Genomic DNA, 25630 nt, shown 5'->3' with positions numbered 1-25630 from the left:
TGCGACTTTATGACGACTGAGACGTCACCAGAGTGTTACCTGTCCGACGTGTGACTGTCGCAACCGCCGCCTAATTGCTGCCGCAAAGGAAGTTGAAAGCGGCATGCAGTCACTATGAGAATCGAAGCTCAGGGAATTACGCGTATCTTCGGCGCCACCCGTGCCGTCGATGATGCGAGCTTCACCATAGACCAGCCGAGGATGATCGGGGTTATTGGCAGTTCCGGCGCCGGGAAATCCACCCTGCTGCGCATGTTTAACCGGCTGACCGATGCCAGCGGCGGGCGGTTGCTGATCGAGGGTCGCGATGTACTGGCCCTGAAGGGTGAGGCGAAACGGGCCTGGCAGGCCGATTGTGCGATGATCTTTCAGCAGTTCAATCTGGTTGGCCGGATCGACGTGGTTTCCAATGTGCTGCACGGTTTGCTGAACAAGCGCGGCACGTTGTCCACACTTTTCAATATCTGGTCGCGCGAGGATATCGACCGCGCCATTGCCATTCTCGACCGTCTGGGCATCGCCGAGCAGGCACCGAAACGCGCCGAGGCGCTGTCCGGCGGCCAGCAGCAGCGCGTCGCCATCGCGCGGGCGCTGATGCAGGACCCGAAGATCATCCTCGCCGATGAGCCCATCGCCAGCCTCGATCCGATGAACGCGCAGGTGGTGATGGACAGCCTGCGCCAGATCCATGAGCAGGACGGCCGGACCGTGATTGCCAACCTGCATACGCTGGATACCGCACGGCGCTATTGCGACCGGGTGATCGGGATGCGCAAGGGGCGCATCGTCTTTGACGGTACACCTGCGCAGCTGACGACTGGTGTCGCACGCGACATCTATGGCGCAGGTGCCGAGTTCAGCGAAGGCACGACCTCGACCTCTATCCCAAGTGACCGCGTCGGAGACAATGAATTTGCCGACCGGATGCTTGCTGACTGAGTTTCAACCCCCAATGGAGATTCCGATGAAACGGACCCTGACCCTTATGGCCCTTTCGACGGCACTTGCCATGCCCCATCTTGCCGCAGCGCAAGAAGAGATCAGCGAATTCAACATCGGTGTGCTGGGCGGCGAAAATGCCCAGGACCGCATGACCTCGAACGAGTGTCTTCGCAGCTACACCGAAGAGGCGCTTGGCGTTCCGGTCAAACTTTTTACGCCGGCCGATTATGATGGTGTGATCCAGGGCCTTCTGGGTGGCACGCTGGACGCGGCCATTCTGGGTGCATCGGGCTATGCCAAGGCCTATCTGACCGACCCCGAGGCGGTCGAGCCGGTTCTGGTCAAGACCAATGTTGACGGTGCTTCGACCTATTATTCGGTCGGCTTTGCCCGTGTCGACAGCGGCATCACTTCGCTGGAAGACGCCAAGGACAAGGTTCTGGGCTTCGGCGATCCGAACTCGACCTCGGGCTATCTGATCCCGGCGGTTGAAATGCCGGAGGCCGGTTTTTCGGTGAAGCCGGGCGAGTATTTCGCCGACATCAAGTTCACCGGTGGTCATGAGCAGACCATTGTTGCGGTCAATAACGGCGATATTGACGCCGGCGTGACCTGGGCCGATGGTCTGGGAGACTGGGAAGACGGATATAATTCCGGTGCGCTGCGCAAGGCCGTGGATTCCGGCATCGTCGATATGAACGATCTGGTCGAGATCTGGCGCTCAAACCCGATCCCGGAAGGACCGATGGTCGTTCGCAAGGCGCTGCCCGAAGACGTCAAATCGACCTTCACTGATCTGCTCGCCAATCTGCATGACACAGATATCGACTGCGCCTATGGCGTGGCCAGCGGCGAGACCGCCGGGTTCGAGCCGGTGAGCCATGATGCGTACAAGACCATTATCGAGGTCCGCAAGGCCGAAGAACAGGCCGGTAGCTAAGGCATAGGGCAGGCGGCGCGGGGCAGGGGCTCGCGCCGCCATTGCAACGGATTTCCGATGACCGATATCTCTCAGATCTCTGCGGATTACCGCGCCGCATCGGGCCGAAAACGCCTGTATTCCGGGCTGCTTTGGGGGCTTTTTGCCCTGCTGATGATTTCGGGCTTCAATCTGGCGAATGACCGCAATGCAGGTGGCTTCTGGGACGGTCTGCCGCAGGTTTTCGATTTCCCGGCAGAGCTGATTTCCGAGGCGGCGGGCAAGGCCGCGAACCTGCCCGGCCTTATGGTTGGCTATCTTCCCGCACTGATCGAGACGATCAACATTGCGGCGGTTGCAACGCTGATCGGGGTGATCGGCGGCGGCATCATGGCGCTTTTGTCGACGCCGGGGCTGGCGCCCTGGCCGCGGCTGATCCCGTTGTTCCGGCGGATGCTGGATATCGCGCGCGCCATACCGGAACTGGTCATCGCGCTTGTGTTCATCTTCATTTTGGGCGGCGGACCTGTGCCCGCGACGCTGGCCATCGCCTTTCACGCTGTGGGTGCACTTGGCAAGCTGTTCTCGGAAGTGGCGGAAAACGCCAGCACCAAGCCGGTCGAGGGGCTGGAATCAGTTGGCGCAAGCTGGGTTCAGCGCATGTGGTTCGGCGTTATACCGCAGGTTGCACCGAACTGGATCAGCTATGCCATGCTGCGCTTTGAGATCAACATCCGGGCCAGTGCAATCCTTGGCTTTGTAGGCGCCGGTGGCATCGGTTACGAATTGCGCAATGCCATAAGCTGGGGGCAGGGCCGCTATGACGCGGCGGCTGCCATCTTCATCCTGCTGTTTCTGACCATCGTCCTGTTCGATCAGCTTTCCAGCATGGCGCGTGAGCGTCTGGTGCGCGGCAATGTCGGGGGGCGTATCTGATGGCGATGGCGGAACTCAGCCCGGGCGTTCATGCCGGATTTAGGCGACGCCGCTTCTTTTCTCTGGCCGTGCCTGCGGCGGTGCTGACCTATCTGATTTATATCGCGATAGCCTTTGATCTGGCCGGTCTGGCCTCTCGTGCCAGATGGGATAACGGCGCGCTTCTGCTTCAGGATTTCTGGTCATACAAAACCCATGTGACGCGGGAAAACCGCCGCGGCGACGGCGCAGTCGTCACCGCGATCGAGGGGATGCGCAACGCCACCTATGCACCGGGGCAGGAACCCGAATGGGTTCAGCCAATGCCGGATGGCGGCACCCGTGTTGCTCTGCGCGGCGGAAACAATGTCACAATCGCGGCTAATGGCGATGTCACGTTGGAGGCGGAAGGAGGGGCCTATCACATCACCCCCACGGCAGAAGGCATTACCACCGATATTGCCGATCCGCCCGGCTGGATGAACCTGTCTGACAAGCGCCTGACCGCGAACCTGCCCGCAGGGGCGCGACTGACCGTCACGCGGTCCCGGACAGAGGTGTTTCGCCGCTCGCCCGGCTGGGAGCTGTTCTTTTTCGATCTCTCCAGCCCGTTTTACGGCAAATCGCTTCCGCAGCTCGTCGGGCTGGTATTCAGCAGCGATCAGCTTGTTCCCGGCAGGTCCAATATCGCCGCGATGGCTTCGGATTTCTGGTATAACAGCGTCTGGCATCATGGCGATGTGGCCTGGGCGATTTTCGAAACACTGCTGATGGCGTTTCTGGGGACATTCGGGGCAGGGCTGATAGCGCTTCCCATCGCGTTTATGGCCGCGAACAACTTTGCGCCCTCGCGCATTATCCGCCAAGCCTTCCGGCGCGTGTTCGATTTCCTGCGCGGTGTCGATGCGCTGATCTGGACCATTGTGCTGTCGCGCGCCTTCGGGCCGGGGCCTCTGACCGGGTCATTGGCGATCCTGATGACCGACACCGGGACCTTCGGTAAACTGTTTTCGGAAGCTCTGGAAAATGTCGATGAAAAGCCGATTGAAGGGCTGCGGTCGACCGGTGCTGCCGCGATGCCGCGTGTCAGGTGGGGCGTGATGCCGCAAATCGCGCCAGTGATCCTGTCGCAGCTTCTGTATTATTTCGAATCCAATACGCGAAGCGCCACGATCATTGGTGCCATCACAGGCGGCGGTATCGGCCTGTTGCTGGTTCAGGCGATCCAGACCCAGAAGGACTGGGAGCATGTGACCTATTACATCGTGCTGGTCGTGCTGCTGGTTGTCGCGATGGATTGGGTATCCGGCAAGATCCGCGCGCGCCTGATCCGGGGCTGACATGGCGCGTTTAAGCGCGGATGAACCGCTGATTCTTGACGGCGCCGACGTCGCCGCCTCGCAATTCGGCCGTTATTGTGAGGTTGGTGCCGGGGCGCGCGTGCTGAACTGCAGCTTCGGCGATTACAGCTATTGCGACCGGCTTGCAGACATTGCCAATACCACCATCGGCAAGTTCGCCAATATCGCCGCGCTGACCCGGATCGGGCCCACGGATCACCCGATGACCACGGCGAGCCTGCACCATTTCATCTATCGTTCGGAATATTACTGGGACGATGCGGAAGCCGATCCAGATTTCTTCGCGGCCCGCGCCGCGCGGCGGACCTGGATCGGGCATGACACATGGATCGGACATGGTGCCATCGTGAAACCCGAAATCCGCATCGGCCACGGGGCCATCGTTGCGGCGGGTGCGGTCGTGACAAAAGATGTGCCGGACTGGATGATCGTCGCGGGCTGTCCGGCTGTGCCTCTGCGCCGCCGGTTCACCGAAGAAATCGGCGACAGGCTGATGCGGCTTGGCTGGTGGGACTGGGATCATGACCAGCTTCGACAGGCCTTGCCCGACTTTCGCAGTTTGCCGGTCGCCGATTTCCTGACGCGTTATGAATCCTGATCGCCAAGGAACAGGGTGACCCGCTCTCCGGCCCACCATGTCAGCCCGCGCTCAATCCGGCGACCATTGGCAGCGTTAATGGATTCCGTCCGGAGCAATGCGCCGCCGGGATCAATCTGTAGCGTCGCGGCTTGTGTCTCATTGGCGAGCGCCGCGGCCATCCGCGTGCTGACGCGGGTGTAATCAGAAATTCCGCATTGCGCCAATGCCCGCGTGATCGAGCCCTCTTTGGACAGCGCCCCAATCAGCTTGGGTGACAAATCAGCGGGGAAAATCGAACGGAACAGCGCAACGGGACGGTAATCGACCGTCGATACGCCTTCGACTGCAAGAACCTTGCTGCCGGGGGGGATGTTCAGCGCCGTGGCCTCTGTCTTGTCACATTGCCGGGTCACGACGCTGTCAATCTTCCGGCCCGGAACGCGACCGGCCAGTTCTATATTGCGATGAAAGCGGACGCGTTCACCCAGCCGGTACTCAAGCGGCGCTGCGGCGACGAAGACACCCGCGCCACGACGTGAATACAACAGGCCTTCTTCAGCCAGAGATCGGACTGCGCGGCGTAAAGTATGACGATTGACCCCGAACCGCGCCGCAAGCTGCGCCTCGGGTGGAAGCTGGTTTCCGGGCCGCCACTGACCGGCGGCGATTTCACCGCGCAACGTGTCGGCGATGCTCTGCCATAGACTCATTTGTCACCAAATATTCATGCATCCCACATTGCCCGTCAGGCGCGATCGGGCTATTAGATGTCTAGTTGTATAGTTCAGGATTCCGATGATGTCACCTGACAAATTGCAGGACTTCCGGCGAGAGGCTCTGGGCCTTATGGCGCGGGCAAAGCCGGAGCGACTGGCGGCACTGCTGCCCGATCTGCCAGATCACGATCTGCTGCGCGCCCCTGAAATCGGAACCGTGATGGTGCGCGGCCGGGCAGGGGGAAAAGGTGCCGCGTTCAACCTTGGTGAGATGACGGTGACGCGCGCATCGGTCAAACTGGCGGGCAGCGGGCGGGTCGGGCACGGTTATGTGCAGGGCCGCGACAAGGACCACGCCCGCCGCGTCGCCATCGCCGATGCGATGGCACAGGATGAGCCAGAACAAATAGAAACAGAGATACTGACGCCCTTGCGCGCCGACGAAGAAGCCCGTCGCGCCGCGAATGCGGCAGAGGCAGCGCGAACGCGCGTGGAGTTTTTCACCTTGGTCCGGGGAGAGGACGAATGAACGATCTGTCGGGCGGCTTCAGCAATGCCGCCGTGGAATCCGCAACAGCATTTCGTGCCATCCTGAACGCAATGGCGCGTCCCGGCCAGATCCAACGTCTCGCGTCCCATCATGGACCCGCACCGATCTCTGCCGCCGCGGCGACGCTGTTGCTGGTGCTGACCGACCGCACGACACCGCTTCATCTGGCAGGAGCGCATGATAATCCGGGCCTTCGTGATTGGATTGCATTTCACTGCGGCGCGCCGATCGTTGCGGCCGAAGACGCGGCATTCGCGCTTGGTCACTGGGTCGATCTCGCGCCGCTCGACCGCTTTTCGATCGGCACGCCAGAATATCCCGACCGCTCCGCCACGCTGATCGTGGACAATCATTCGTTCGACGGTGAGGCGGTGGAACTGCGGGGTCCGGGTATTAATGGAAGTGCCGCGCTTGCGCTGCCTGAACGCGCTGCTTTTGACACCAACCACAGCCGCTTTCCCCTTGGCTGGGACGCGTTCTTTTGCGGCGGCAACCAACTCGCGGCGCTGCCCCGCTCGACGGAGGTATGCTGATGTATGTCGCTGTCAAAGGCGGGGAGCGAGCAATTGATGCCGCCCATGGCTGGCTGGACCGCGCACGTCGCGGACCTGTCGACCAGCCCGTGATTGATACAGCGCAGATCCGTGACCAGCTTGCAGCAGGGGTGGCGCGGGTGATGGCAGAAGGCTCGCTGTTCGATCCCGATCTTGCTGCACTGGCGATCAAGCAGGCGCGCGGCGATATGATCGAGGCGATCTTCCTGATTCGTGCCTATCGCACGACCCTGCCGCGCTTTGGTGCCTCGGAACCTGTCGATACCGGCGGGATGCAGGTGAAGCGCCGGATCAGCGCGACCTTCAAGGATGCGCCGGGCGGGCAGATCCTTGGCCCGACATTCGACTATACTCACCGTCTGCTGGATTTCCGGTTGGCGGCCGATGGTGAGCTGCCGATGGAGGCTGGCGAAACCGCGCAGGCCGAACCCGAACAGGTGCCGCATATCCTGTCCTTCCTGAACCGAGACGGGTTGATCGAGGACGCGCCGCCGGATGACACAATCCCGCCCGATCTGACCCGCGAACCGATGGAGCTGCCGGCCGATCGTCCTCTGCGTTTGCAGGCTCTCGCCCGTGGGGACGAAGGTTTTCTGCTGGGCCTCGCCTATTCCACACAGCGCGGCTATGCACGCAACCACGCCTTTGTGGGCGAGTTGCGCATCGGAACCGTGCCTGTCGAGATGGACATCCCGGAACTGGGATTTGCGGTTGACCTGGGCGAGGTCGAGCTGACCGAATGCGAAACGGTGAACCAGTTCAAAGGCTCGAAATCAGAGCCCGCGCAATTCACCCGAGGCTACGGCCTGACCTTCGGTCAGACAGAGCGCAAGGCCATCGCCATGGCGCTCGTTGACCGCGCCCTCCGCTGGCAGGAACTGGGCGAGGAAGATCAGGGCGCACCCGCGCAGGATCAGGAATTCGTGCTTTCCCATTGCGACAATATCCAGGCAACGGGCTTTCTGGAACATATCAAGCTGCCCCATTACGTCGATTTCCAGGCCGAGCTGGAGCTTGTGCGGCGGCTTCGCGCAGGCACGGAAAGCGCCGCAAAGGAGGCTGCGGAATGACCGATCAGGCCTATAATTTCGCCTATCTCGATGAGGACACCAAGCGGATGATCCGCCGCGCGATCCTGAAAGGGCTGGCCGTCCCGGGCTATCAGGTGCCTTTCGCCAGTCGTGAAATGCCGATGCCTTACGGCTGGGGCACTGGCGGGGTTCAGGTCACTGCAGCGACTCTGGTGCCGGGCGACACGCTGAAGGTCATAGATCAGGGCGCGGATGACACGACCAATGCCGTCAGCATCCGCAAGTTCTTTCAGCGCACGGCAGGGGTCGCAGTAACAGCTTGCACGAGTGAGGCCACGGTCATCCAGACCCGCCACCGCATTCCGGAAACGCCGCTGTCCGAAGAACAGATCCTTGTCTATCAGGTTCCAATCCCCGAACCGATGCGCTTCCTTGAACCGCGAGAGACCGAAACCCGGCGCATCCACGCCCTTGCCGATTACGGGCTGATGCAGGTGCGATTGTATGAAGACATCGCGCGGCACGGCGAAATCGCCACCAGCTATGCTTATCCGGTCGAGGTCGCAGGCCGCTATGTCATGGATCCGTCGCCGATTCCTAAATTCGATAATCCCAAGATGAACGACAGCCCGGCGATCCAGCTTTTCGGCGCCGGTCGCGAGCAGCGAATCTATGCCGTGCCACCTTATACGCAGGTGGTCAGTCTCGATTTCGATGACCATCCTTTCACTGCATCGAAGGCGGATCAAGAATGCGCGATCTGCGGCTCGTCTGAAAGCTATCTGGACGAGGTCATTACCGACGATCAGGGCGGGCGGATGTTTGTCTGCTCCGACACGGATTTTTGTTCTGAAAATGCGAAAGGCGGTACGTGATGTTGCTGTCAGATGCCTCCGGCGGGGGTATTTCCGGTAAAGAAGAAGGGCGACTTTCTTCTTCACAAAAATACCCCGATCCCGACACGCCCCTGCTGTGCGCGCGCGGTGTGACCAAGCGTTACGGTGCGCGGATCGGATGCGACGATATCAGCTTTGATCTGTGGCCGGGTGAGGTGATGGGTGTCGTGGGTGAAAGCGGTTCAGGAAAATCCACACTGCTGGGCTGTCTGTCCGGTCAGCTTCGCCCGGATGCTGGTCAGGTGGTCTATCACGGCGCGCAGGGCCCGGTCGATACAATCACTATGCCAGAGGCAGACCGTCGCCTGCTGGTCCGCACTGAATGGGCTTTCGTTCATCAGAACCCGCGCGACGGGCTGCGTATGGGCGTTAGCGCCGGGGGGAATGTCGGTGAACGGCTTATGGCCACCGGTTGCCGCCATTACGGAGGCATTCGGGCAACCGCTGCGGATTGGCTGGACCGGGTGGAGATCAATCAATCGCGTATTGACGACCGTCCTTCGCTTTTTTCCGGCGGGATGCAGCAGCGTTTGCAGATTGCACGCAATCTGGTCTCGGGTCCGAAGCTGGCCTTTATGGACGAACCGACAGGCGGGCTTGATGTCAGTGTGCAGGCGCGGCTTCTGGATCTGTTGCGCGGGCTGGTTCGCGATATGGGTCTGTCAGCTGTGCTTGTCACGCATGATCTGGCCGTGGTCCGACTGCTGGCCGACCGGCTGATGGTGATGAAGGATGGGCGGGTCGTGGAAAGCGGGCTGACCGATCAGGTTCTTGACGATCCGCAGCACAGCTATACGCAGCTGTTGGTTTCCTCTGTCTTGCAGGTGTGATGATGATCGAAGCAATGAATGTTGCGAAAGAGTTCACCCTGCACAATCAGGGTGGCACGGTGCTGCGCGTGATGCAGGACGCATCGCTGTCGGTGGCACCGGGCGAATGCGTGGCCCTGACGGGTGCATCGGGGTCGGGCAAGTCTACCCTGATGCGCATGATCTGGGGCAATTACCGCACCGATCATGGCAAGATCCGCGTCGGTGATACGATCGTTTCAGGGGCAGAGCCGCGTCAGGTGATCGCGCTTCGCCGCGCGACGCTTGGATATGTCAGCCAGTTCCTGCGTGTGGTGCCGCGCGTCCCCACTTTGCGCGTCGTGGCAGAGACGCTGCTATCGCTTGGTGTGCACCTGCATGAGGCAGAGGCACGCGCTGCCGACCTTCTGGGCCGGCTGAACATTGCCGAGAACCTGTGGGGTCTGTCGCCCACGACATTTTCCGGCGGCGAGCAGCAACGGGTGAATATCGCGCGCGGCTTCGTGCACCCCTATCCCGCGTTGCTGCTTGATGAGCCTACAGCCAGCCTTGACGCTGCCAATCGCGAAACCGTGCTTCGTCTGATAGAAGAGGCGAAGGACAGGGGTGCTGCCATTCTTGGAATTTTCCACGATGAAGACGCGCGTGACAGGCTGTGTGACCGGCAGGTCGATGTGACGGGATTCACGCCGGAGAGACTGACATGAGCTTGCGCTACATCGCTGTCGTTGGCCCATCGGGTGCAGGGAAGGACACGTTGATGCGGGCGGCCTGCGACAGTTTGCCGGGCATATCGCAAGTGCGCCGCGTCATAACACGCGCCTCTGCCGATCAGAGCGAAGAGTTCGAACCCGTGTCGGAGGCGGAGTTTGCGCGGCGGGAAGAACGCGACGCGTTTGTGTTGAAATGGCAGGCGCATGGTCTGCGCTATGGTATCCCGCGCGAAACCGGGAGTGGTTTGCGCCTGGTCAACCTGTCCCGTCGTATCCTGCGGCAGGCGGCAATGGTCCTGCCAGAGCTTTCCATTGTTCATGTAACCGCCAGTCCCGACGTTCTGTCTGCGCGTTTGTCCGAACGCGGGCGCGAAACGGCGCATGAAATACCTGCCCGGATCAATCGCGAAGCAGAGTTTGATCCAGCCGGGTTGACCGTCATCAACATTGACAATTCCGGCGATCTTTCTGCCTCAAAGTCCGCCTTCACCTCCGCCGTTCAGGAGCTTTCCAAATGATCCTCGCCAATGCCGATCTGGTTTTGCCCGACCGCGTGATGCGCGGTGCCATTCATATCGAAGGCGAAACAATAACCGGCATTTCCGAAGGTGATAATGTGCCTTTCGGGGCGGTGGATTGTGATGGCGACCTGCTGATTCCGGGCCTGATCGAACTACATACCGACAATCTTGAGCGCCACATACGTCCCCGCCCCAGCGTTGACTGGCCGCATGAGGCAGCGATTCTTGCCCATGACGGCGAACTTGGCTCGGTTGGCATCACAACAGTATTTGATGCGCTGCGGGTGGGTTCAATTTATGGTAGAGGTTACGGGCCCTATGCGCTTGCTCTCGCCAATGAAATTAACGCGCTGAGCGCACAACGGGTCACGCGTATCAGCCATTTTATCCATCTGCGCGCAGAAATCTGTTCCGAAACCTTGATCGAGGAGATGGAAGCGTTCGGAGACGACCATCGGGTGCGGTTGGTCAGCCTGATGGATCACACGCCCGGTCAACGCCAGTTCCGCGACCTGTCAAAGCTGGCGGAATATGAAAAGGGCAAGCACGGAATGAGCGATGCGCAATTTGCCGATCATGTCGCGAAGCTTGAAGGCCTCAGTGCGCGCAACGGCAAAAAGCATGAAGCGGCTGTCGTGCGCATCGCGGGTCGGCTCGGCGCGACGCTGGCAAGCCATGACGATACGACTGCCGGCCAGGTCGATATCAGCGCGGGCCACGGTGTGAGACTGGCTGAGTTTCCCACAACACTCGAAGCGGCGCAGCGTAGCTGCGATGCGGGCATAAAAGTGATCATGGGAGCGCCGAACCTGATACGCGGCGGCAGTCATTCGGGCAATGTTGCCGCAGAAGATTTGGCCCGTGCCGGGCTGCTGGATATTCTCTCATCAGACTATATCCCCTTCAGTCTGATTCTTGCGGCATTTCGGCTTGCCGAGGTCTGGAACGATCTGCCGCGCGCAATCAGGACCGTGACACAGGCTCCGGCCGAGGCAACCGGCCTTACCGACCGAGGAAAGATCGAAGCGGGCCTGCGCGCAGATCTCGTCCGGGTGACACAGACGGGCCGTATGCCTGTCATACGCTCTGTCTGGAGCAAGGGTCGTCCGGTGGCAAATGTCTGACATATTGGCCGACCGGGCAGATTTCCGGCCCTAGGTGACGCGCCTGTTGAATACGGCCTGCACAAGACGCTCTACAACCGTTGGAAGCGGTGGAGCGACAAGGGTGTCTGCGCGCAGATCGTGGCTGGCCTGGCCGCCGAGCACGGTGAGGAGAAGACGGTCATGTTTGACGCCACCATCTGAAGGCGCACCGGACCGCGACCAGCATGGCCGCCCGATCAACCTGTTCGTGACAGCAGGTCAGGTCAGCGACTACATCGGCGCGCGGGCGTTGCTCGGCAACCTACCGGATGTCGATCGGCCACTCGGGGACCGCGGCTATGACGCCGACTGGTTCCGGGAAGCATAGAAAGACAAAAGGATACGCCCGTGTACCCCCGGTCGAAAACAGCGCTAGAAAACTGTGAAGAACGACAAGCACCGATACAAACGACGCAACCGCATCCAGATCATGTTCGGCAGACTGACGGGCCGGCGACGCGTGGCAACCCGATACGACAGATGCCCAAAGGTTTTCCTCTCAGCCATCGCCCTCGCGGCAACTGTCATCTATTGGATATGAGCCATGGTCCAAACTACACTTAAGCGTCACTTCTTTGTCACAAAGGTGACATATTCAGGCGTTAGACGGGCGGCGGAGCAAGTAACTGCCCTCAGACTATGGAGTCGATTATGAGCAAGATCCAAGTGATTGTTTCTGCCACGGCAATCATCGCAGCCTCGGCCACCGTTGCTTCGGCACGTGACCAGATACGCATTGTGGGATCGTCCACCGTGTTTCCCTATACTCAGGCCGTTGCCGAAGAGTTTGCAGCCGAAACTGGCGCCCCGGCCCCGATCGTCGAATCGACCGGCACCGGCGGCGGCATGCAGATCTTCTGTGAAGGTGTGGGTGAAGATACCCCGGACATCACCGGTGCATCGCGCGCGATGAAGAAGTCGGAATACGACCTCTGCACCGGGAACGGCGTGGACAGCATTTCCGAAGCAATGATTGGCTATGACGGTCTGTCGATCGCGACCTCTGTCGAAAATGAAGGACTGACCGGCCTGACTCTGGCACAGGTCTACATGGCACTCGCCGCTCAGGTTCCGGTTGACGGCGAACTGGTAGACAACCCTAACCAGAAGTGGTCGGATATCGATTCTTCGCTGCCCGACACCGACATCATCGCTTTCGGTCCGCCCCCCACCTCGGGTACCCGTGATGCATTCGTTGAGCTGGGCATGATCGTCGGCTGCGAATCGATCCCGGAAATGGAAGAGCTGGCTGCAGCTTCGGACGACGAAGACTTCTTCGAGAACAACTGTTCGCGCATGCGGACCGATGGTCCGTTCATCGAAGCAGGTGAGAACGACAACCTGATCGTTCAGCGTCTGGAAGCCGACCCGAACGCCGTTGGCATCTTCGGTTATTCCTTCCTGTTCGAAAACCAGGACAAGCTCCGCGACATCGCTCTGAACGAAGTCGAAGCCAGCATGGAAACCATCGGTGACGGTTCCTACCCGCTGTCGCGCCCGCTGTTCTTCTATGTCAAGAACGCACACCGCGGCGTGATCCCGAACCTGAACGAGTTCATCGAAGCCTATATGTCGGATGATGCTCTGGCCGCTGGCGGCTACCTGTCCGAGCGTGGTCTGGTTGCCCTGGACGACGATCAGCGCGCTTCGCTTCAGGAAGCCGTGCTGGAAGGCGCTGCCATGGAAGCACCGGCTGAATAATCAGCCCTGAAATCCTGAAGGCTCCGCCCCGCCCGGGGCGGAGCCGCTACTTCAAAAGCGGACGCGTTCTATGGTTCTTTTCGCCTTTGCCCTGCTGCTGACAGCATCGATTGTCGGTTATGCCCTTAACCGAAGAGCCGCCGTCGCCATTCGTGCGGATGGTGCGCGTCTTCATTCTCTGCCTTATTTCCACGGTCTCTATGCTGCGCTGATGGTGTTGGTACCGCTTTTGATCCTTACCTTGGTCTGGCTGGCGCTGCGTGGTCCCGTCATAGACATGATGGTGATGAACTCACTGCCTTCCGAAGCGCTTGAAGGTATGGGATCAGGCGCGGAGCAGTTGGTCAAAGCAGAGATTTCATCGATCGCTGCTGGTCAGGTCTTCGGCGAGCCCGAGCCTTGGAAGGTGGCCGCAGCAGAGCGGATGAACAGCCTGCAAAACGCATCGAACTGGTTGCTTTTGCTGGTCGTAGCAGGCGCAGGTCTGGGGCTTCTGGCCTTTGCCCGCCGCCGTGTCGGTGCCGATTTCCGGGCCCGGCAGGGCGCAGAATCCATCATTCATTATATCATGATCGCCTGCTCTGTCTTCGCGATCCTTGTCACCATCGGCATCATCTTTTCGCTTCTTTTCGAAGCAATCCGCTTCTTCCGAATGGTCCCGATCACCGAATTTCTGTTCGGTGCCAGTTGGGAGCCCCAGATTCCGATCCGTGCCGACCAGATCGCCGCGGAAGGTGCCTTTGGCTGGCTGCCGGTTCTGACGGGCACGCTTGTCATCACCTGCATCGCCCTGTTCTTTTCGGTGCCCATCGGTCTGTTCTCGGCGATATACCTGAACGAATTCGCTTCGACGCGAGTTCGTAAGATGATCAAGCCGATTCTGGAAATCCTCGCCGGTATCCCAACTGTCGTTTACGGCTTTTTCGCCACGCTGACCGTAGCGCCATTCCTGCGCGATACAGGTGCGTCATTGGGTATTTCTGTCTCGCCGAACACCGCGCTTGCCGCGGGCAGCGTCATGGCGGTTATGCTGATCCCGTTCATCTCTTCCTTTACAGATGACGCCTTGTCTGCAGTGCCGCGCAGCTTGCGTGATGGCAGCCTTGCGCTTGGTTCCACACGTTCGGAAACCATGCTGAAAGTTCTGTTCCCGGCGGCTATTCCCGGCATTGTCGGCGGCGTTTTGCTGGCCGTCAGCCGCGCAATTGGTGAAACGATGATCGTGGTGATGGCCGCCGGTATCATGGCGAACCTGACGCTGAATCCGCTGGACAGCGTGACGACGATCACCGTGCAGATCATGACGCTGCTGATCGGTGATACCTCGTTTGACAGTCCGAAGACCCTGGCTGCCTTTGCGCTTGGTCTGATGCTGTTCATCTTCACGCTTCTCATCAACATTCTCGCGCTGCGGATTGTCCGCAAGTACCGCGAACTTTACGATTGAGGCCCTAAATGGCGACCCAACCAGATATTGAGGGCCAGACCGGCCAGTGGAATTCGCCCCGCGCTGCAGCGCATCTGCGCAAGCGGCACCGTGGTGAGACGATCCTGAAATCCCTTGGCATTGCCGCGCTTGGCATTGCCGTGACCATGCTGGTGATCCTGCTGTGGACGCTTCTCAGCGAAGGGGCAAAGGCATTCCGCCAGACCCACATGACGCTGACTGTGCCGATCACACAGGAATATGTTTCACCGGATGCGCCGGCAGATGGTGATTTCCGTGGTCTTTTCTCGGCTGCTGTTGCGCAGAGTTTTGACTTCCTGACGGAAGATGAGCTGGACACTGCCGAGGATATGCTGACCAGCCAGGCCCGTTTCGAGATCCGTAACGAAATCCTTGCCGATCCCTCGCTGATTGGCCAGACGGTTGAGATGAAAGTCGCGGCGTCGGATCCCTATGACCAGCTGAACAAGGGTGTATATGGCCGCGAGATCGAGGAAGGCAGCCGCAGTCGCTTTTCACCGGAAGACATCGTGGTCTTTGAGAAAATCGAGGGTGCCGGCCTGGTTTCGCTGCCCTTCAACACCGCGTTGTTCACCAATGCCGACTCGCGCTTCCCGGAAGCCGCGGGTCTGAAAGGAGCGCTGATCGGTTCTTTCTATACCCTGCTGGTCTGCTTCATGATTTCTTTCCCGGTTGGCATCGGTGCCGCGATTTATCTTGAGGAGTTCGCGCCCAAGAATCGCATAAGCGACCTGATCGAGATTAACATCAATAACCTTGCCGCTGTGCCGTCGGTCGTGTTCGGTTTGCTGGGGCTGGCAGTGTTCCTTGGCTGGTTCGGCCTGCCACGCTCGGCGCCGCTGGTGGGCGGGATCACGCTGTCGCTGATGACCCTGCCAACGATTATCATCGCGACGCGGAACGCATTGAAGGCGGTGCCACCCTCGATCCGTGAAGCAGCACTTGGCGTTGGCGCTTCGCGTCAGCAGGTGGTGTTCCAGCACGTATTGCCGCTGGCCATGCCGGGCATTCTGACCGGCACGATCATCGGTCTTGCCCAGGCACTTGGCGAAACCGCACCGCTTCTGCTGATCGGGATGAACGCCTTCATTACGGCCGCACCTTCGACACCGCTTGATGCGGCGACCTCGCTGCCGACGCAGATCTATATCTGGGCCGACAGCCCCGAGCGTGGCTTTACCAGCCGGACGTCGGCCGCAATTCTGGTTCTCCTGGGTTTTCTGGTCATGATGAATGCCCTGGCGATCTTCCTCCGCAACAAGTTTGAACGCCGCTGGTAGAAAGGTGGCAGGAATGGATACAATGAACGACATGACGATGGTGGAGCGCCAAGTGACGCAGGACAACGACGTCAAGATAACCGCACGCAAGGTGCAGGTCTATTATGGCGACAAACACGCAATCAAGGATGTGGATGTCGATATTCTCGACAAGACGGTAACGGCCTTTATCGGCCCGTCAGGCTGCGGTAAATCGACCTTTCTGCGGTGCATCAACCGCATGAACGACACGATCGACATCGCCCGGATCGAGGGTAACATCGAAATTGACGGTCAGGATATTTACGACCGCCGTGTCGATCCAGTGCAGCTGCGCGCCCGTGTTGGCATGGTGTTCCAGAAGCCGAACCCGTTCCCGAAATCGATTTTTGACAATGTCGCCTACGGTCCCAAGATCCACGGCCTAGCCGCAAACAAGGCCGAGTTGGACGAAATCGTCGAGAGGTCACTGCGTGGTGCTGCGCTGTGGGATGAGGTTAAGGACCGGCTGCAGGAACCCGGTACCGGACTTTCTGGCGGACAGCAGCAGCGGTTGTGTATCGCTCGCGCTGTGGCGACGCAGCCGGAAGTGCTGCTGATGGACGAACCCTGCTCGGCGCTTGACCCGATTGCCACCAGCCAGGTGGAAGAACTGATCGACCAGCTTCGCAAAGAATTTTCGGTGGTTATTGTGACACACTCAATGCAGCAGGCTGCGCGTGTCAGTCAGAGAACCGCATTTTTCCATTTGGGAAATCTGGTTGAATACGGCCTGACGGATGACATCTTCACCAAACCACAGGACCCCCGGACGGAAAGCTATATCTCGGGCCGGATCGGCTGAATCGCGACTGGGAGACGTAATATGAGCAGTGACACCAAACATATCGCTTCGGCTTTTGACCGCGATCTTGAGACGCTTCAAGCCTTGGTCGTCCGCATGGGCGGGCTGGTCGAGGCAGCGATTATCGATGCCGCCAAGGCGCTTGAAACCTTTGACGAGGAACTGGCCGAAGATGTCCGCCGCCGTGACAAGGAAATCGATCGGCTTGACCTTCAGGTGAACGAAGAGGCCGCGCGGCTGATCGCGCTTCGCGCGCCGACGGCGACGGATCTGCGTCTGGTGCTGACCGTGATCAAGATTTCGGCCTCGCTGGAGCGGGTCGGGGACTATGCGAAGAACATGGCCAAAAGAAGCCATGTCCTGTCCCATCTTCCGGTGATCGAAGGGGCGGGCATGGCGCTGCGTCGGATGGCGGTGACGGTTGAGCGTCTGCTGAAGGACGCGCTTGACAGCTATATCCAGCGTGACGCCGATCTGGCGGCGGATGTGCGTGACCGGGATCTGGAAGTGGACCAGATGTATAACGCGCTGTTCCGCGAATTCCTGACCTATATGATGGAAGATCCGCGTCATATCACCGCCTGCGTGCACCTTCACTTCATCGCCAAGAATATCGAGCGGATGGGCGATCATGCGACCACCATCGCCGAGCAGGTGATCTATCTGGTCACTGGCGAGTTGCCGGATGAGGCGCGTCCGAAGAAGGATGGCGTTGTGAAGACCCCAGCAGGCGCGGTGGAAGGATAAGGGCATGTCCGCACGACAAACTCCGTGCGTTCTGGTCGTGGAAGACGAAGGCGCTCAGCGCGAGGTGTTGAGATACAACCTCGAATCCGAGGGTTTCGAGGCGATCATGGCGGAAAACGGCGATGAGGCGCTGCTTCTGGTTCAGGAAGAACAGCCCGACCTGATCGTGTTGGACTGGATGCTGCCCAATGTCTCGGGGATCGAAATCTGTCGGCGCATCAAGGCCGACCCACAGACGCGCCAGATCCCGATTATCATGCTGTCCGCGCGCGGCGACGAGGTGGACCGGGTGCGCGGGCTGGAAACCGGCGCCGACGACTATGTCGTGAAGCCATATTCAGTGGTGGAGCTGATGGCGCGCCTGCGCACCCAGCTTCGCCGGACGCGCCCGGCAACTATGGGAGAGCGGCTGAGTTTCGGCGATATTATCCTTGATGCTGGCGAACATCGCGTTTTCCGCGCGGGGCAGGCGCTGCATCTGGGGCCGACCGAATTTCGACTGCTGTCAACGCTGATGGAAAAGCCGGGCCGGGTCTGGACGCGTGAACAGCTTCTGGACCGGGTCTGGGGTCGTGACATCTATGTTGATACCCGCACCATCGACGTCCATGTCGGGCGTTTGCGCAAAGCGCTGATGCAGAACGGAGGCGACAATCCCGTGCGGACCGTGCGTGGTACGGGCTACGCGCTCGGCTAGAGGGCAGGAGCTGCTGCAGTAACCAGGGTTGTGTGAGAAACTCCTTCACCATCAGCTCAACCTTTGATTGTATTTTTGTGCAGGTTCCTTCGTCCAGAACCGCTTTATGCGGGGTATGCTGGTAGGGTCATGACCCATTGATTTCTGTTGGTCTACGTGCTCCACCGCCCGAAAACGAGCGTGAACATGTCTGATCTCTTCTGGCTGACAGATGCGCAGATGGCGCGTCCTGAGCCCTATTTCCCGAAGCCCCACGGCAAGCCGCGCGTCGATGATCGGCGTGTGTTGGACGGTATTATTTCTATCAATCTCAATGGGTTGCGTTGGCGTGACGCGCCTGTTGAATGCGGTCCGCACAAGGCGCTCTACAACCGTTGGAAGCGGTGGAGCGACAAGGGCGTCTTCGAGCAGATCATGGCTGGCCTGGCCGCCGAGCGCGGTGAGGAGAAGAGGTCATGATTGACGCCACCTATCTGAAGGCGCACCGGACCGCGACCAGCATGGCCGCCCGCTCAACCTGTTTGTCACCGCCGGTCAGGTCAGCGACTACATCGGCGCGCGGGCATCGCTTGGCAACCTACCGGATGTCGATTGGCTACTCGGAGACCGCGGCTATGACGCCGACTGGTTCCGGGAAGCATTGAAAGACAAAGGGATACGCCCGTGCATCCCCGGTCAAAAACAGCGCAAGAAAACTGTGAAGAACGACAAGCGCCGATAAAAACGACGCAAACGCATCGAGATCATGTTCGGCAGGCTGAAGGACTGGCGACGCGTGGCAACCCGATACGACAGATGCCCAAAGGTCTTCCTCTCGGCAATCGAACTCGCCGCAACCGTCATCTGTTGGCTATGAGCCATGGTCCTAGGCTACTCAGCGACAATGGCGCGTCTTACGTCGCTTCCGATCTGGCCGATTATCTTGAGGACAAGGGCATGGACCATGTTCGTGGCGCCCCGCGTCATCCGCAGACCCAAGGCAAGATCGAGCGCTGGCATCAGACCGTGAAGAACTGTGTTCTGCTGGAGAACTACTTCCTGCCCGGCGACCTGAGAAGGCAGATCGGCGCCTTCGTCGACCACTACGACAATCGCCGCGATCATGAGAGCCTGGCCAACCTGACACCCGCCGACGTCCATCACGGCCGCGGCGCGAAAATCCTGAAAAAGAGAGAGGAGACCAAGAAGCAGACTATCCGAAACCGTCGGTTGCAGCACCAAGCCGCTGCCGCCTAAACTTGAACAGAAACCGAACCAGAACCTCCGTTACAAAACGACCCGAGAAGTCCGAAAAACTCTGACGACGGACCGATCATCCGCGACCTTGACTATTATGGTCTGAAGGATCGCGACCGTGGCCCTGGGTGTTCAGTCCTGGCATCTGGTGGATCGGATTTAGGGTGAATCTATCTGGCTCTGAAGTCCATATCTTGCAGATGTATTCGTAGGGCGTGAGGGCGCTGAGTGTCTTGAGGCTGCGCGCGAAATTGTAAGCGGCCGTGAAATTGGTCGTGGTTGTCGTAGTGGAAGCGTTTGACGGTTGCGTCTTTGATTGACCGGTTCATGCGCTCGACCTGACCGTTTGGCGGGAAAACTGTCCCCCGGACTGTTTTCTGATCCTCCAAACTCCATGGGTGATTGGGCTTGGCCAGGCGATGCTCGATCCCGTTGGCATCACAGATCATGTCGAAGCGCATCGGCCGGGAAGATGCAGGGCGACCTGACCCGGGCCGACGGCCAGGCCTGGCGAAAGGCAGCTCTGGACATGATCCACCGCCGGTCCCCGGGATCACCCCGGCGGCTGCGGTCGGGTGCCGATAAGGGATATGACGCGGCCGGGTTCGTCGCCGATCTGCGGCAGGCCTGCGTCACGCCACATATCGCTCAGAAGACGAGACATTCGGCAATCGACGGCCGAACCAGCCGGCATGAGGGCTACGCCCTGTCGGTCAGACACCGAAAGAAGATCGAAGAGGCCTTCGGCTGGACGAAAACCGTTGGCGGCACGGCGCAGACGGTTTTCGCGGCGTCGAACGCGTTCGGTCGCCGTTCATCCTGACAATGGCCGCCAACAACCTCGCCAGACTGCCCCAGCTTGCTTGCCTCATGAAGCAGAGAAACGCCCCCGGCGCAGACACCGAACGCGCCAAGAGGCAGCGCGTTCGCGTGACGCAGCCGTGATGCAGGGTCAGCGTTCCGGATCCGGGACTATTTCAGCGAGCTGTTAAGGGTATGGAGAATTTCCGGTGCATCTAAGCCGTTATGGCGTGAAGATGGATAAGAAATTCTGAACATCGAAAGGTGCCGGAGACAAGCTGTAAATATCAAGCGATATTTTCGCCAAAAGTTTCCGCAAGCGCCATCGCTGTCATCGCTGGAAGTGTCACGACATTGCGGACTGCGGCAACACGTTCGGGCGTATAGAAACCTTCTTCATGCAGCATGTTGACGGTCGCGACCATTTCCCCGCGAAGTATGACCGGCAGATTTACGACCGACCCGCAGCCAAGTTGTCCGATCAATTCGGCATCGGGGAACACGGTATCGATCTCTGCCAATGTGTTCGCGACGAAGGTTTCGTGGCGGGTGTGGACCTGCTCGAACCAGCGATCCATTTCAATCGGTTTGGTGCCGGAAGTGGGGTAGTTCAGCGGATCGTCGGTATAGGCGCGGCGTGCCAGCATGGCCTGCATATCGGCTGTCATGACGGTGAACAGCTTTGCGCCCACCGTTTGCTTTGCCAGATCACAAAGCGCGTCATAGGCCTGGGCTTCGCTGCGCGCATCCGAAAGTGCCGTGGTAAAATGGGCGATGGCGTCGTGGTCGGTCATGTGATGTCCTTGCGGTCGGGGTTGCCGCCAGATGCGGCATAGAGCGCCTGGCTGTAAGGGTCCTTGAAGCTGCCGTCATGCAGCGCGGTAGCTGGCGCGATCTCTACCACACGGCCCTTGTTCATCAGCGCCATGCGGTCGCACATGAAGCCAACCACCGGCAGATTGTGCGTCACCATCAGATAGGTCAGCCCCTGTTCGCGGCGAAGCTTCTTCAGCAGGTTCAGGATTTCTGCCTGAACCGATACATCCAGAGCAGATGTCGGCTCGTCCAGCAGCATCACCTTCGGCTCCAGCATCAGCGCGCGGGCGATGGCCACCCGCTGGCGCTGACCGCCGGACAGCTGATGCGGGAAGCGGAAGCGGAACCGCTGTTCCAGCCCGACCGCGGCGAGCATCTCTACCACGCGGGCAGGGCGGTTGCCGATACCGTGGACTCGCAGCGGTTCGGACAGCACAGCATCGACCGTCTTGCGCGGATGCAGCGAGCCATAGGGGTCCTGGAACACCATCTGGCAGCGCGTCGCAAAGCCGTGATCGACCTTGTGGCCGCGCGGCTGACCCAGGACGGTGATCTCTCCCGTCCAGTCAGGCGCGAGCCCTGCAATCGCCTTGAGAATGGTCGACTTCCCCGATCCGCTCTCACCGACGAGTGCAAAGCTCTCTCCCTCGGCCACCTCGATATTCACGTCGTGCACGACAGGTGTCTCACCGTAGGAGATATTCAGGTCTTTCAGAACAATGGCACTCATGTTCCACCCCATGCGCTGCGGTCGAGGACAGGAAGCTCGTCGCGCGTTTCCTCCATCCGCGGCACGGCGGCCAGCAGGCCGCGCGTATACGGATGGCTGGCGTTGTGAAGGTCGCGCGCGGCACAGCTTTCGACGACTTCGCCTGAATGCATTACAAGAATGCGGTCGCAATAACGGGCGACGAGGTTCAGATCGTGGCTGATCAGGATCAGACCCATCCCGTGATCGCGCACGAGTTCGTCGATCAGGTCCAGCACCTGCGCCTGCACCGATACGTCGAGCGCCGAGGTCGGCTCATCCGCAATCAGAAGATCGGGGCGGGGGATCAGCATCATGGCAATCATGATGCGTTGCCCCATCCCGCCCGAGACTTCATGCGGATACAGCTTCACCACCCGCTCGGGATCGTTGATGCGCACCGAATGCAGCATCTCGATCACGCGGTCGCGGACATCGCGGCGGGCGAGGCGTTCGTGGGTGATCAGCGCCTCGGCAATCTGGTCGCCCACCGTTATCACAGGATTCAGCGAGAATTTCGGGTCCTGCATGATCATCGAGATGCGCGCCCCGCGCAGCGCCCGCATCTGACGTTCGGATTTTGCAGTCAGGTCGATCCCGTCAAAGACCATCCGTTTGGCGTCCTGCCGTCCGGGGCGGCGGATCAGACGCAGGATCGCGCGGCCGGTCATCGACTTTCCCGACCCGCTTTCGCCGACGATGCCCAGCCGTTCGCGACCAAGGGTCAGGGACAGACCCTTGACCACCTCGACCCGGCCTTTCGGCGTCGGGAAGCTGACGCGAAGATCCTCAATCTCCAGAAGCGGCGCGGTCACGACTTGCCCCCCTGTTTCGGATCCAGAACATCGCGGAGCCCGTCCCCCAGGAAGCAGAAGCCCAGTGAGACAAGGATGATCGCGAAACCCGGCATGGTCGCCACCCACCACTGATCGAGGATGAAGGTCCGCCCGCGAGAGATCATCGCCCCCCATTCCGGCAGGGGCGGCTGCGCGCCCAGGCCCAGGAAGCCGAGGCCGGCGGCGGTCAGGATGATCCCGGCCATGTCCAGCGTCACCCGCACGATCATCGAGGACGTACAAAGCGGCAGGACATGACCTGTGATGATCCGAAGGTGTGATACGCCCAGAAGCTGGGTCGCAGCGATGAATTCCGAATTGCGGAAGGTCAAAGTCTCTGCCCGCGCGATACGCGCATAAGCGGGCCATGCCGTGATAGCGATGGCTATGACTGCGTTTTCGATACCCGGACCAAGGGCTGCGACAAAGGCAAGCGCAAGGATCAGCTTTGGCATGGACAGGAACACATCTGTCAGCCCCATCATTATCTTGTCGACCCAACCGCCGAAATAACCCGACACCGCTCCGATCAGCAGCCCCAGCGGGGCCGAGATGACCGCCACCATCGCCACGATCATCAGCGTGATGCGTGCGCCATAGATGACCCGGCTGAAGATGTCGCGGCCCAGTTCGTCCGTGCCCATCCAATGCTCGGCAGAGGGTGGCAGCAGCCTTGCGCCCAGGTCCTGACCGTACGGGCTGTGGGGCGCGATCCACGGCGCGAATGCAGCCGCGATCAGCAGCGCAAGCAGGATCAACGCACCCAGCACGGCCAGCGGGTTGCGCATCAGCGCCAGAATCACGCGATAGCTGCGTCCGAGGCTTGCCTGAAGGCGCGAAGCAGGTGATTCATCCAGAAGCCACTCGCGGGTCGTGCTCATGTTCGGGCCTCCTTAGCGGCTGCGTGGATCAAGGACGCGATACAGCACGTCCGAGAGCCGGTTGATCAGGATGAACACCGCGCCGATCACCAGCGTCGCGCCAAGCACGGCATTCATATCGGCGTTCAGCAGCGCGACGGTCAGGTAATTGCCGATACCGGGCCAGCTGAACACGGTCTCAATCATCACAGACCCCTCCAGCAGGGCAGCATAGGACAGGCCGATCACGGTAATCAGGGGCACGCGGATCGGGCGGAAGGCATGGGTCCAGATGACCCGCCATTCGGCAACGCCCTTCACCCGCGCGGTGGTGACATATTCCTGCCCCAACTGATCCAGCATAAAGCTGCGCGTCATCCGTGCGATATAGGCAAGCGAGAAGAAACCGAGGATCGCGGCAGGCAGGATCAGGTGGTCTAGCGCATTCATGAACACCTCCCAATCGCGGGCGATTGCTGCATCGACCAGCATCAGGCCGGTAACCGGCTCGACCAGTCCTTCATAGAAAATATCGACGCGGCCCGGCCCTGCCACCCAGCCAAGCCCGGCATAGAACAGCGCCAGCCCGACCAGCCCCAGCCAGAAAGCGGGCACGGAATAACCCAGCAGGGCAAAGACCCGGATGAGCTGATCGACCCATGTTCCCTGACGCGACGCGGCCCAGACCCCAAGCGGAACGCCAAGTCCGACGCCGATTAGGATTCCCAGCGTCGCCATTTCCAGCGTCGCCGGAAAGACGGTGGCCAGATCCTGCGCCACAGGGCGGTTGGTCGAAATAGAGCGCCCCAGTTCGCCGCGGAACACGTCGCCGACATAGTCGAAGAACTGCACGATCATTGGCCGGTCCAGCCCCATCGCGGCACGGGCTGCATCGTATTGTTCCTGCGTGGCGCGGTCGCCGACGACCGACAGCACCGGGTCGATAGGCACAACGCGACCGATGAAGAACGTGATCGCGAGCAGGCCGATGAAGGTCAGCACGGTCAGGATAACGAAGCCGGCTATTGACTTCGCCGCCCGATGAAATCTTCCGCGCGCTGCGGCGTCCGCGGCCATCCTTGTTCCTCCTTCGGTCGTTTCGGCAGACAGAAATCTCAACTTTGTCCGCCGCCGTTGCATAGAGGAATTTTTCCAGAACGCAAAAATATTTTTGCCTTACCAAAAAAATTTTTGTAGCTTAATCAAGCCGCATCAAGCGACGCGGCGCAGAATGCGGCTGAAACTGGCAGGGGACCAGCGTTAAGATGTCAGAAACGAAACCGAAGGCAGAACCGCGCCTTGGTCCCGCGATTCGCAAGCGACGGAAACAGATGCAGCTTACCCTGCAGGCGCTAGGCGATCGGGCGGCGGTATCGGTCGGATATCTCAGTCAGGTCGAACGTGACAATGCGACGCCCAGCCTGGGAACGTTGGCGCAGATTGCCGACGCCCTCGATGTGTCGCTGGACTATTTCATTTCTGCGCCGAAGCCGACCGACGGCTTGACCCGTGCCGGACGTCGCCCGCAATTCTCGCTGCCAAGTTCAGACATGACCTATGAGAACCTTGCGGCAGATTTTCCGGGTGCCGAATTGTCCGGGTTTGTGCTGACGGTGCCGCCGGGATACGCTTCTGAAACGGTCAGTCATGAGGGCGAAGAGATGATCTTCGTGCTGGAAGGCGAGCTTGTTCAGGAACTGGGCGGTCAGGAAATTCGTATGACGGTTGGCGATTGCTTGCACTACAGCGGCCAGACCCCTCATGCGTGGAGCAACCGCACCGATCAGCCAGCCCGCCTGCTGTGGACAGGAACACTGGCTGTTCTGAACCGCACGGGCGGGATGCAACTGCCCGAACTTTCGCGCAGGGATCGCGCCACCGTAGCAAACGAAACGTGATCGCCAGAATGAAACCTGAAGGGAGAAGACCGTGAACAATCTCAGATCCGTATTGCTGGCCAGTGCC

At 60.0% G+C, this 25630-nt stretch carries 26 protein-coding genes and 5 pseudogenes; 24 read left to right on the top strand and 7 right to left on the bottom strand.

Features of this window, described 5'->3' with window-relative positions; all coding sequences use genetic code 11:
* Positions 1-114: 114 nt before the first annotated feature.
* Genes phnC through PAF20_RS07060 form a run of 5 tightly spaced genes read left to right on the top strand, consistent with a single transcriptional unit; the run spans position 115 to position 4735 of the window.
* Positions 115-939, top strand: a complete 825-nt coding sequence (gene phnC, locus PAF20_RS07080) for a phosphonate ABC transporter ATP-binding protein (RefSeq protein ID WP_271073004.1) — start codon at positions 115-117, stop codon at positions 937-939.
* 25 nt (positions 940-964) lie between these two features.
* Positions 965-1882: a phosphonate ABC transporter substrate-binding protein gene (gene phnD, locus PAF20_RS07075; RefSeq protein ID WP_271073003.1), complete on the top strand. Its 918-nt coding sequence runs from the start codon at positions 965-967 to the stop codon at positions 1880-1882.
* Between the two features lie 57 nt (positions 1883-1939).
* A complete protein-coding gene (gene phnE, locus PAF20_RS07070; protein WP_271073002.1) occupies positions 1940-2797 on the top strand; it encodes a phosphonate ABC transporter, permease protein PhnE in 858 nt (285 codons plus the stop codon).
* The gene (gene phnE, locus PAF20_RS07065; RefSeq protein ID WP_271073001.1) at positions 2797-4116 is read left to right on the top strand and encodes a phosphonate ABC transporter, permease protein PhnE; all 1320 of its coding nucleotides are present in this window, start codon (positions 2797-2799) and stop codon (positions 4114-4116) included. The genes phnE (PAF20_RS07070) and phnE (PAF20_RS07065) overlap by 1 nt, the downstream gene beginning before the upstream one ends.
* A 1-nt stretch (position 4117) precedes the next feature.
* Complete coding sequence (locus PAF20_RS07060; protein WP_271073000.1) at positions 4118-4735, top strand: LbetaH domain-containing protein; 618 nt, start codon at positions 4118-4120, stop codon at positions 4733-4735.
* Here the strand turns inward: PAF20_RS07060 and phnF are convergent.
* Positions 4723-5427: a phosphonate metabolism transcriptional regulator PhnF gene (gene phnF / locus PAF20_RS07055; protein WP_271072999.1), complete on the bottom strand. Its 705-nt coding sequence runs from the start codon at positions 5425-5427 to the stop codon at positions 4723-4725. The genes PAF20_RS07060 and phnF overlap by 13 nt on opposite strands.
* Positions 5428-5515: 88 nt before the next feature.
* Between phnF and phnG the strand changes: the two genes are divergently transcribed.
* The 17 genes and pseudogenes from phnG to PAF20_RS06970 all read left to right on the top strand — a co-directional run.
* On the top strand, positions 5516-5962 hold the full coding sequence (gene phnG / locus PAF20_RS07050; protein ID WP_434802944.1) for a phosphonate C-P lyase system protein PhnG: 447 nt from the start codon (positions 5516-5518) through the stop codon (positions 5960-5962).
* On the top strand, positions 5959-6516 hold the full coding sequence (gene phnH, locus PAF20_RS07045) for a phosphonate C-P lyase system protein PhnH (protein ID WP_271072997.1): 558 nt from the start codon (positions 5959-5961) through the stop codon (positions 6514-6516). Before phnG ends, phnH begins: the two co-directional genes overlap by 4 nt.
* Positions 6516-7607, top strand: a complete 1092-nt coding sequence (locus PAF20_RS07040) for a carbon-phosphorus lyase complex subunit (RefSeq protein WP_271072996.1) — start codon at positions 6516-6518, stop codon at positions 7605-7607. Before phnH ends, PAF20_RS07040 begins: the two co-directional genes overlap by 1 nt.
* Positions 7604-8443 carry an alpha-D-ribose 1-methylphosphonate 5-phosphate C-P-lyase PhnJ gene (locus PAF20_RS07035; RefSeq protein WP_271072995.1) on the top strand — a complete coding sequence of 280 codons (840 nt, stop codon included), beginning with the start codon at positions 7604-7606 and terminating at the stop codon, positions 8441-8443. Before PAF20_RS07040 ends, PAF20_RS07035 begins: the two co-directional genes overlap by 4 nt.
* Positions 8443-9294: a phosphonate C-P lyase system protein PhnK gene (gene phnK, locus PAF20_RS07030; RefSeq protein WP_271072994.1), complete on the top strand. Its 852-nt coding sequence runs from the start codon at positions 8443-8445 to the stop codon at positions 9292-9294. Before PAF20_RS07035 ends, phnK begins: the two co-directional genes overlap by 1 nt.
* 2 nt (positions 9295-9296) lie before the next feature.
* Entirely contained in the window at positions 9297-9980 is a 684-nt protein-coding gene (phnL, locus tag PAF20_RS07025) for a phosphonate C-P lyase system protein PhnL (protein ID WP_271073269.1), read from the top strand.
* Positions 9977-10504, top strand: coding sequence for a phosphonate metabolism protein/1,5-bisphosphokinase (PRPP-forming) PhnN (gene phnN / locus PAF20_RS07020; protein WP_271072993.1), 528 nt, complete (start codon positions 9977-9979; stop codon positions 10502-10504). The genes phnL and phnN overlap by 4 nt, the downstream gene beginning before the upstream one ends.
* Positions 10501-11631, top strand: a complete 1131-nt coding sequence (locus PAF20_RS07015; protein ID WP_271072992.1) for an alpha-D-ribose 1-methylphosphonate 5-triphosphate diphosphatase — start codon at positions 10501-10503, stop codon at positions 11629-11631. Before phnN ends, PAF20_RS07015 begins: the two co-directional genes overlap by 4 nt.
* A gap of 36 nt (positions 11632-11667) precedes the next feature.
* Positions 11668-12193: pseudogene (locus PAF20_RS07010) on the top strand (transposase); the annotation flags it as partial.
* A 110-nt stretch (positions 12194-12303) separates the two neighbouring features.
* Positions 12304-13353, top strand: a complete 1050-nt coding sequence (locus PAF20_RS07005) for a substrate-binding domain-containing protein (RefSeq protein WP_271072991.1) — start codon at positions 12304-12306, stop codon at positions 13351-13353.
* A 70-nt stretch (positions 13354-13423) separates the two neighbouring features.
* Positions 13424-14800 (top strand): phosphate ABC transporter permease subunit PstC, encoded by a 1377-nt coding sequence (pstC, locus tag PAF20_RS07000; protein ID WP_271072990.1) that lies wholly within the window; start codon positions 13424-13426, stop codon positions 14798-14800.
* Between the two features lie 8 nt (positions 14801-14808).
* Positions 14809-16101 carry a phosphate ABC transporter permease PstA gene (pstA, locus tag PAF20_RS06995; protein ID WP_271072989.1) on the top strand — a complete coding sequence of 431 codons (1293 nt, stop codon included), beginning with the start codon at positions 14809-14811 and terminating at the stop codon, positions 16099-16101.
* A gap of 22 nt (positions 16102-16123) precedes the next feature.
* Positions 16124-16924: a phosphate ABC transporter ATP-binding protein PstB gene (gene pstB, locus PAF20_RS06990; RefSeq protein ID WP_271073268.1), complete on the top strand. Its 801-nt coding sequence runs from the start codon at positions 16124-16126 to the stop codon at positions 16922-16924.
* 21 nt (positions 16925-16945) lie between these two features.
* The gene (gene phoU, locus PAF20_RS06985) at positions 16946-17671 is read left to right on the top strand and encodes a phosphate signaling complex protein PhoU (protein WP_271072988.1); all 726 of its coding nucleotides are present in this window, start codon (positions 16946-16948) and stop codon (positions 17669-17671) included.
* 4 nt (positions 17672-17675) lie between these two features.
* A complete protein-coding gene (gene phoB, locus PAF20_RS06980) occupies positions 17676-18368 on the top strand; it encodes a phosphate regulon transcriptional regulator PhoB (protein ID WP_271072987.1) in 693 nt (230 codons plus the stop codon).
* A 186-nt stretch (positions 18369-18554) separates the two neighbouring features.
* Positions 18555-19224 (top strand): annotated as a pseudogene (locus PAF20_RS06975) (IS5 family transposase).
* 2 nt (positions 19225-19226) lie between these two features.
* A pseudogene (locus PAF20_RS06970) lies at positions 19227-19604 on the top strand (integrase core domain-containing protein); the annotation flags it as partial.
* 76 nt (positions 19605-19680) lie between these two features.
* Here the strand turns inward: PAF20_RS06970 and PAF20_RS06965 are convergent.
* Positions 19681-20059 (bottom strand): annotated as a pseudogene (locus PAF20_RS06965) (hypothetical protein); the annotation flags it as partial.
* Positions 20060-20076: 17 nt separating this feature from the next.
* Between PAF20_RS06965 and PAF20_RS06960 the strand changes: the two are divergent.
* A pseudogene (locus tag PAF20_RS06960) lies at positions 20077-20465 on the top strand (transposase); the annotation flags it as partial.
* Between the two features lie 227 nt (positions 20466-20692).
* Here PAF20_RS06960 and PAF20_RS06955 read toward each other — a convergent pair.
* The 5 genes from PAF20_RS06955 to PAF20_RS06935 are packed head-to-tail and all read right to left on the bottom strand — an operon-like array spanning position 20693 to position 24742.
* Positions 20693-21199, bottom strand: coding sequence for a GAF domain-containing protein (locus tag PAF20_RS06955; protein ID WP_271072986.1), 507 nt, complete (start codon positions 21197-21199; stop codon positions 20693-20695).
* Complete coding sequence (locus PAF20_RS06950; protein ID WP_271072985.1) at positions 21196-21951, bottom strand: ABC transporter ATP-binding protein; 756 nt, start codon at positions 21949-21951, stop codon at positions 21196-21198. Before PAF20_RS06950 ends, PAF20_RS06955 begins: the two co-directional genes overlap by 4 nt.
* Positions 21948-22784 (bottom strand): ABC transporter ATP-binding protein, encoded by an 837-nt coding sequence (locus PAF20_RS06945; protein ID WP_271072984.1) that lies wholly within the window; start codon positions 22782-22784, stop codon positions 21948-21950. Before PAF20_RS06945 ends, PAF20_RS06950 begins: the two co-directional genes overlap by 4 nt.
* Entirely contained in the window at positions 22781-23686 is a 906-nt protein-coding gene (locus tag PAF20_RS06940) for an ABC transporter permease (RefSeq protein ID WP_271072983.1), read from the bottom strand. The genes PAF20_RS06945 and PAF20_RS06940 overlap by 4 nt, the downstream gene beginning before the upstream one ends.
* Positions 23687-23698: 12 nt before the next feature.
* On the bottom strand, positions 23699-24742 hold the full coding sequence (locus tag PAF20_RS06935; RefSeq protein WP_271072982.1) for an ABC transporter permease: 1044 nt from the start codon (positions 24740-24742) through the stop codon (positions 23699-23701).
* A gap of 188 nt (positions 24743-24930) precedes the next feature.
* On the opposite strand from PAF20_RS06935, the gene PAF20_RS06930 reads away from it, so the two are divergent.
* Positions 24931-25563 carry a helix-turn-helix domain-containing protein gene (locus PAF20_RS06930; protein ID WP_271072981.1) on the top strand — a complete coding sequence of 211 codons (633 nt, stop codon included), beginning with the start codon at positions 24931-24933 and terminating at the stop codon, positions 25561-25563.
* Positions 25564-25630: the final 67 nt, after the last annotated feature.

It is taken from the genome of Paracoccus albus (assembly GCF_027913035.1).
GTDB lineage: Bacteria > Pseudomonadota > Alphaproteobacteria > Rhodobacterales > Rhodobacteraceae > Paracoccus > Paracoccus albus.
The sequence above is the reverse complement of the archived record's forward strand: the minus strand, read 5'-3'. Positions and strand labels throughout refer to the sequence as shown.

Coding starts and splice junctions, on each gene's coding strand:
- phnE (WP_271073001.1), top strand. CDS start 2,797: ATGGCGATGGCGGAACTCAGCCCGGGCGTTCATGCCGGATTTAGGCGA.
- phnC (WP_271073004.1), top strand. CDS start 115: ATGAGAATCGAAGCTCAGGGAATTACGCGTATCTTCGGCGCCACCCGT.
- pstB (WP_271073268.1), top strand. CDS start 16,124: ATGAACGACATGACGATGGTGGAGCGCCAAGTGACGCAGGACAACGAC.
- PAF20_RS07015 (WP_271072992.1), top strand. CDS start 10,501: ATGATCCTCGCCAATGCCGATCTGGTTTTGCCCGACCGCGTGATGCGC.
- PAF20_RS06955 (WP_271072986.1), bottom strand. CDS start 21,199: ATGACCGACCACGACGCCATCGCCCATTTTACCACGGCACTTTCGGAT.
- phnG (WP_434802944.1), top strand. CDS start 5,516: ATGTCACCTGACAAATTGCAGGACTTCCGGCGAGAGGCTCTGGGCCTT.
- phnE (WP_271073002.1), top strand. CDS start 1,940: ATGACCGATATCTCTCAGATCTCTGCGGATTACCGCGCCGCATCGGGC.
- phoB (WP_271072987.1), top strand. CDS start 17,676: ATGTCCGCACGACAAACTCCGTGCGTTCTGGTCGTGGAAGACGAAGGC.
- PAF20_RS07040 (WP_271072996.1), top strand. CDS start 6,516: ATGTATGTCGCTGTCAAAGGCGGGGAGCGAGCAATTGATGCCGCCCAT.
- PAF20_RS07035 (WP_271072995.1), top strand. CDS start 7,604: ATGACCGATCAGGCCTATAATTTCGCCTATCTCGATGAGGACACCAAG.
- PAF20_RS07005 (WP_271072991.1), top strand. CDS start 12,304: ATGAGCAAGATCCAAGTGATTGTTTCTGCCACGGCAATCATCGCAGCC.
- phnF (WP_271072999.1), bottom strand. CDS start 5,427: ATGAGTCTATGGCAGAGCATCGCCGACACGTTGCGCGGTGAAATCGCC.
- phnK (WP_271072994.1), top strand. CDS start 8,443: ATGTTGCTGTCAGATGCCTCCGGCGGGGGTATTTCCGGTAAAGAAGAA.
- pstC (WP_271072990.1), top strand. CDS start 13,424: ATGGTTCTTTTCGCCTTTGCCCTGCTGCTGACAGCATCGATTGTCGGT.
- pstA (WP_271072989.1), top strand. CDS start 14,809: ATGGCGACCCAACCAGATATTGAGGGCCAGACCGGCCAGTGGAATTCG.
- phnN (WP_271072993.1), top strand. CDS start 9,977: ATGAGCTTGCGCTACATCGCTGTCGTTGGCCCATCGGGTGCAGGGAAG.
- phnH (WP_271072997.1), top strand. CDS start 5,959: ATGAACGATCTGTCGGGCGGCTTCAGCAATGCCGCCGTGGAATCCGCA.
- phnD (WP_271073003.1), top strand. CDS start 965: ATGAAACGGACCCTGACCCTTATGGCCCTTTCGACGGCACTTGCCATG.
- PAF20_RS07060 (WP_271073000.1), top strand. CDS start 4,118: ATGGCGCGTTTAAGCGCGGATGAACCGCTGATTCTTGACGGCGCCGAC.
- PAF20_RS06930 (WP_271072981.1), top strand. CDS start 24,931: ATGTCAGAAACGAAACCGAAGGCAGAACCGCGCCTTGGTCCCGCGATT.
- PAF20_RS06950 (WP_271072985.1), bottom strand. CDS start 21,951: ATGAGTGCCATTGTTCTGAAAGACCTGAATATCTCCTACGGTGAGACA.
- phnL (WP_271073269.1), top strand. CDS start 9,297: ATGATCGAAGCAATGAATGTTGCGAAAGAGTTCACCCTGCACAATCAG.
- phoU (WP_271072988.1), top strand. CDS start 16,946: ATGAGCAGTGACACCAAACATATCGCTTCGGCTTTTGACCGCGATCTT.
- PAF20_RS06935 (WP_271072982.1), bottom strand. CDS start 24,742: ATGGCCGCGGACGCCGCAGCGCGCGGAAGATTTCATCGGGCGGCGAAG.
- PAF20_RS06940 (WP_271072983.1), bottom strand. CDS start 23,686: ATGAGCACGACCCGCGAGTGGCTTCTGGATGAATCACCTGCTTCGCGC.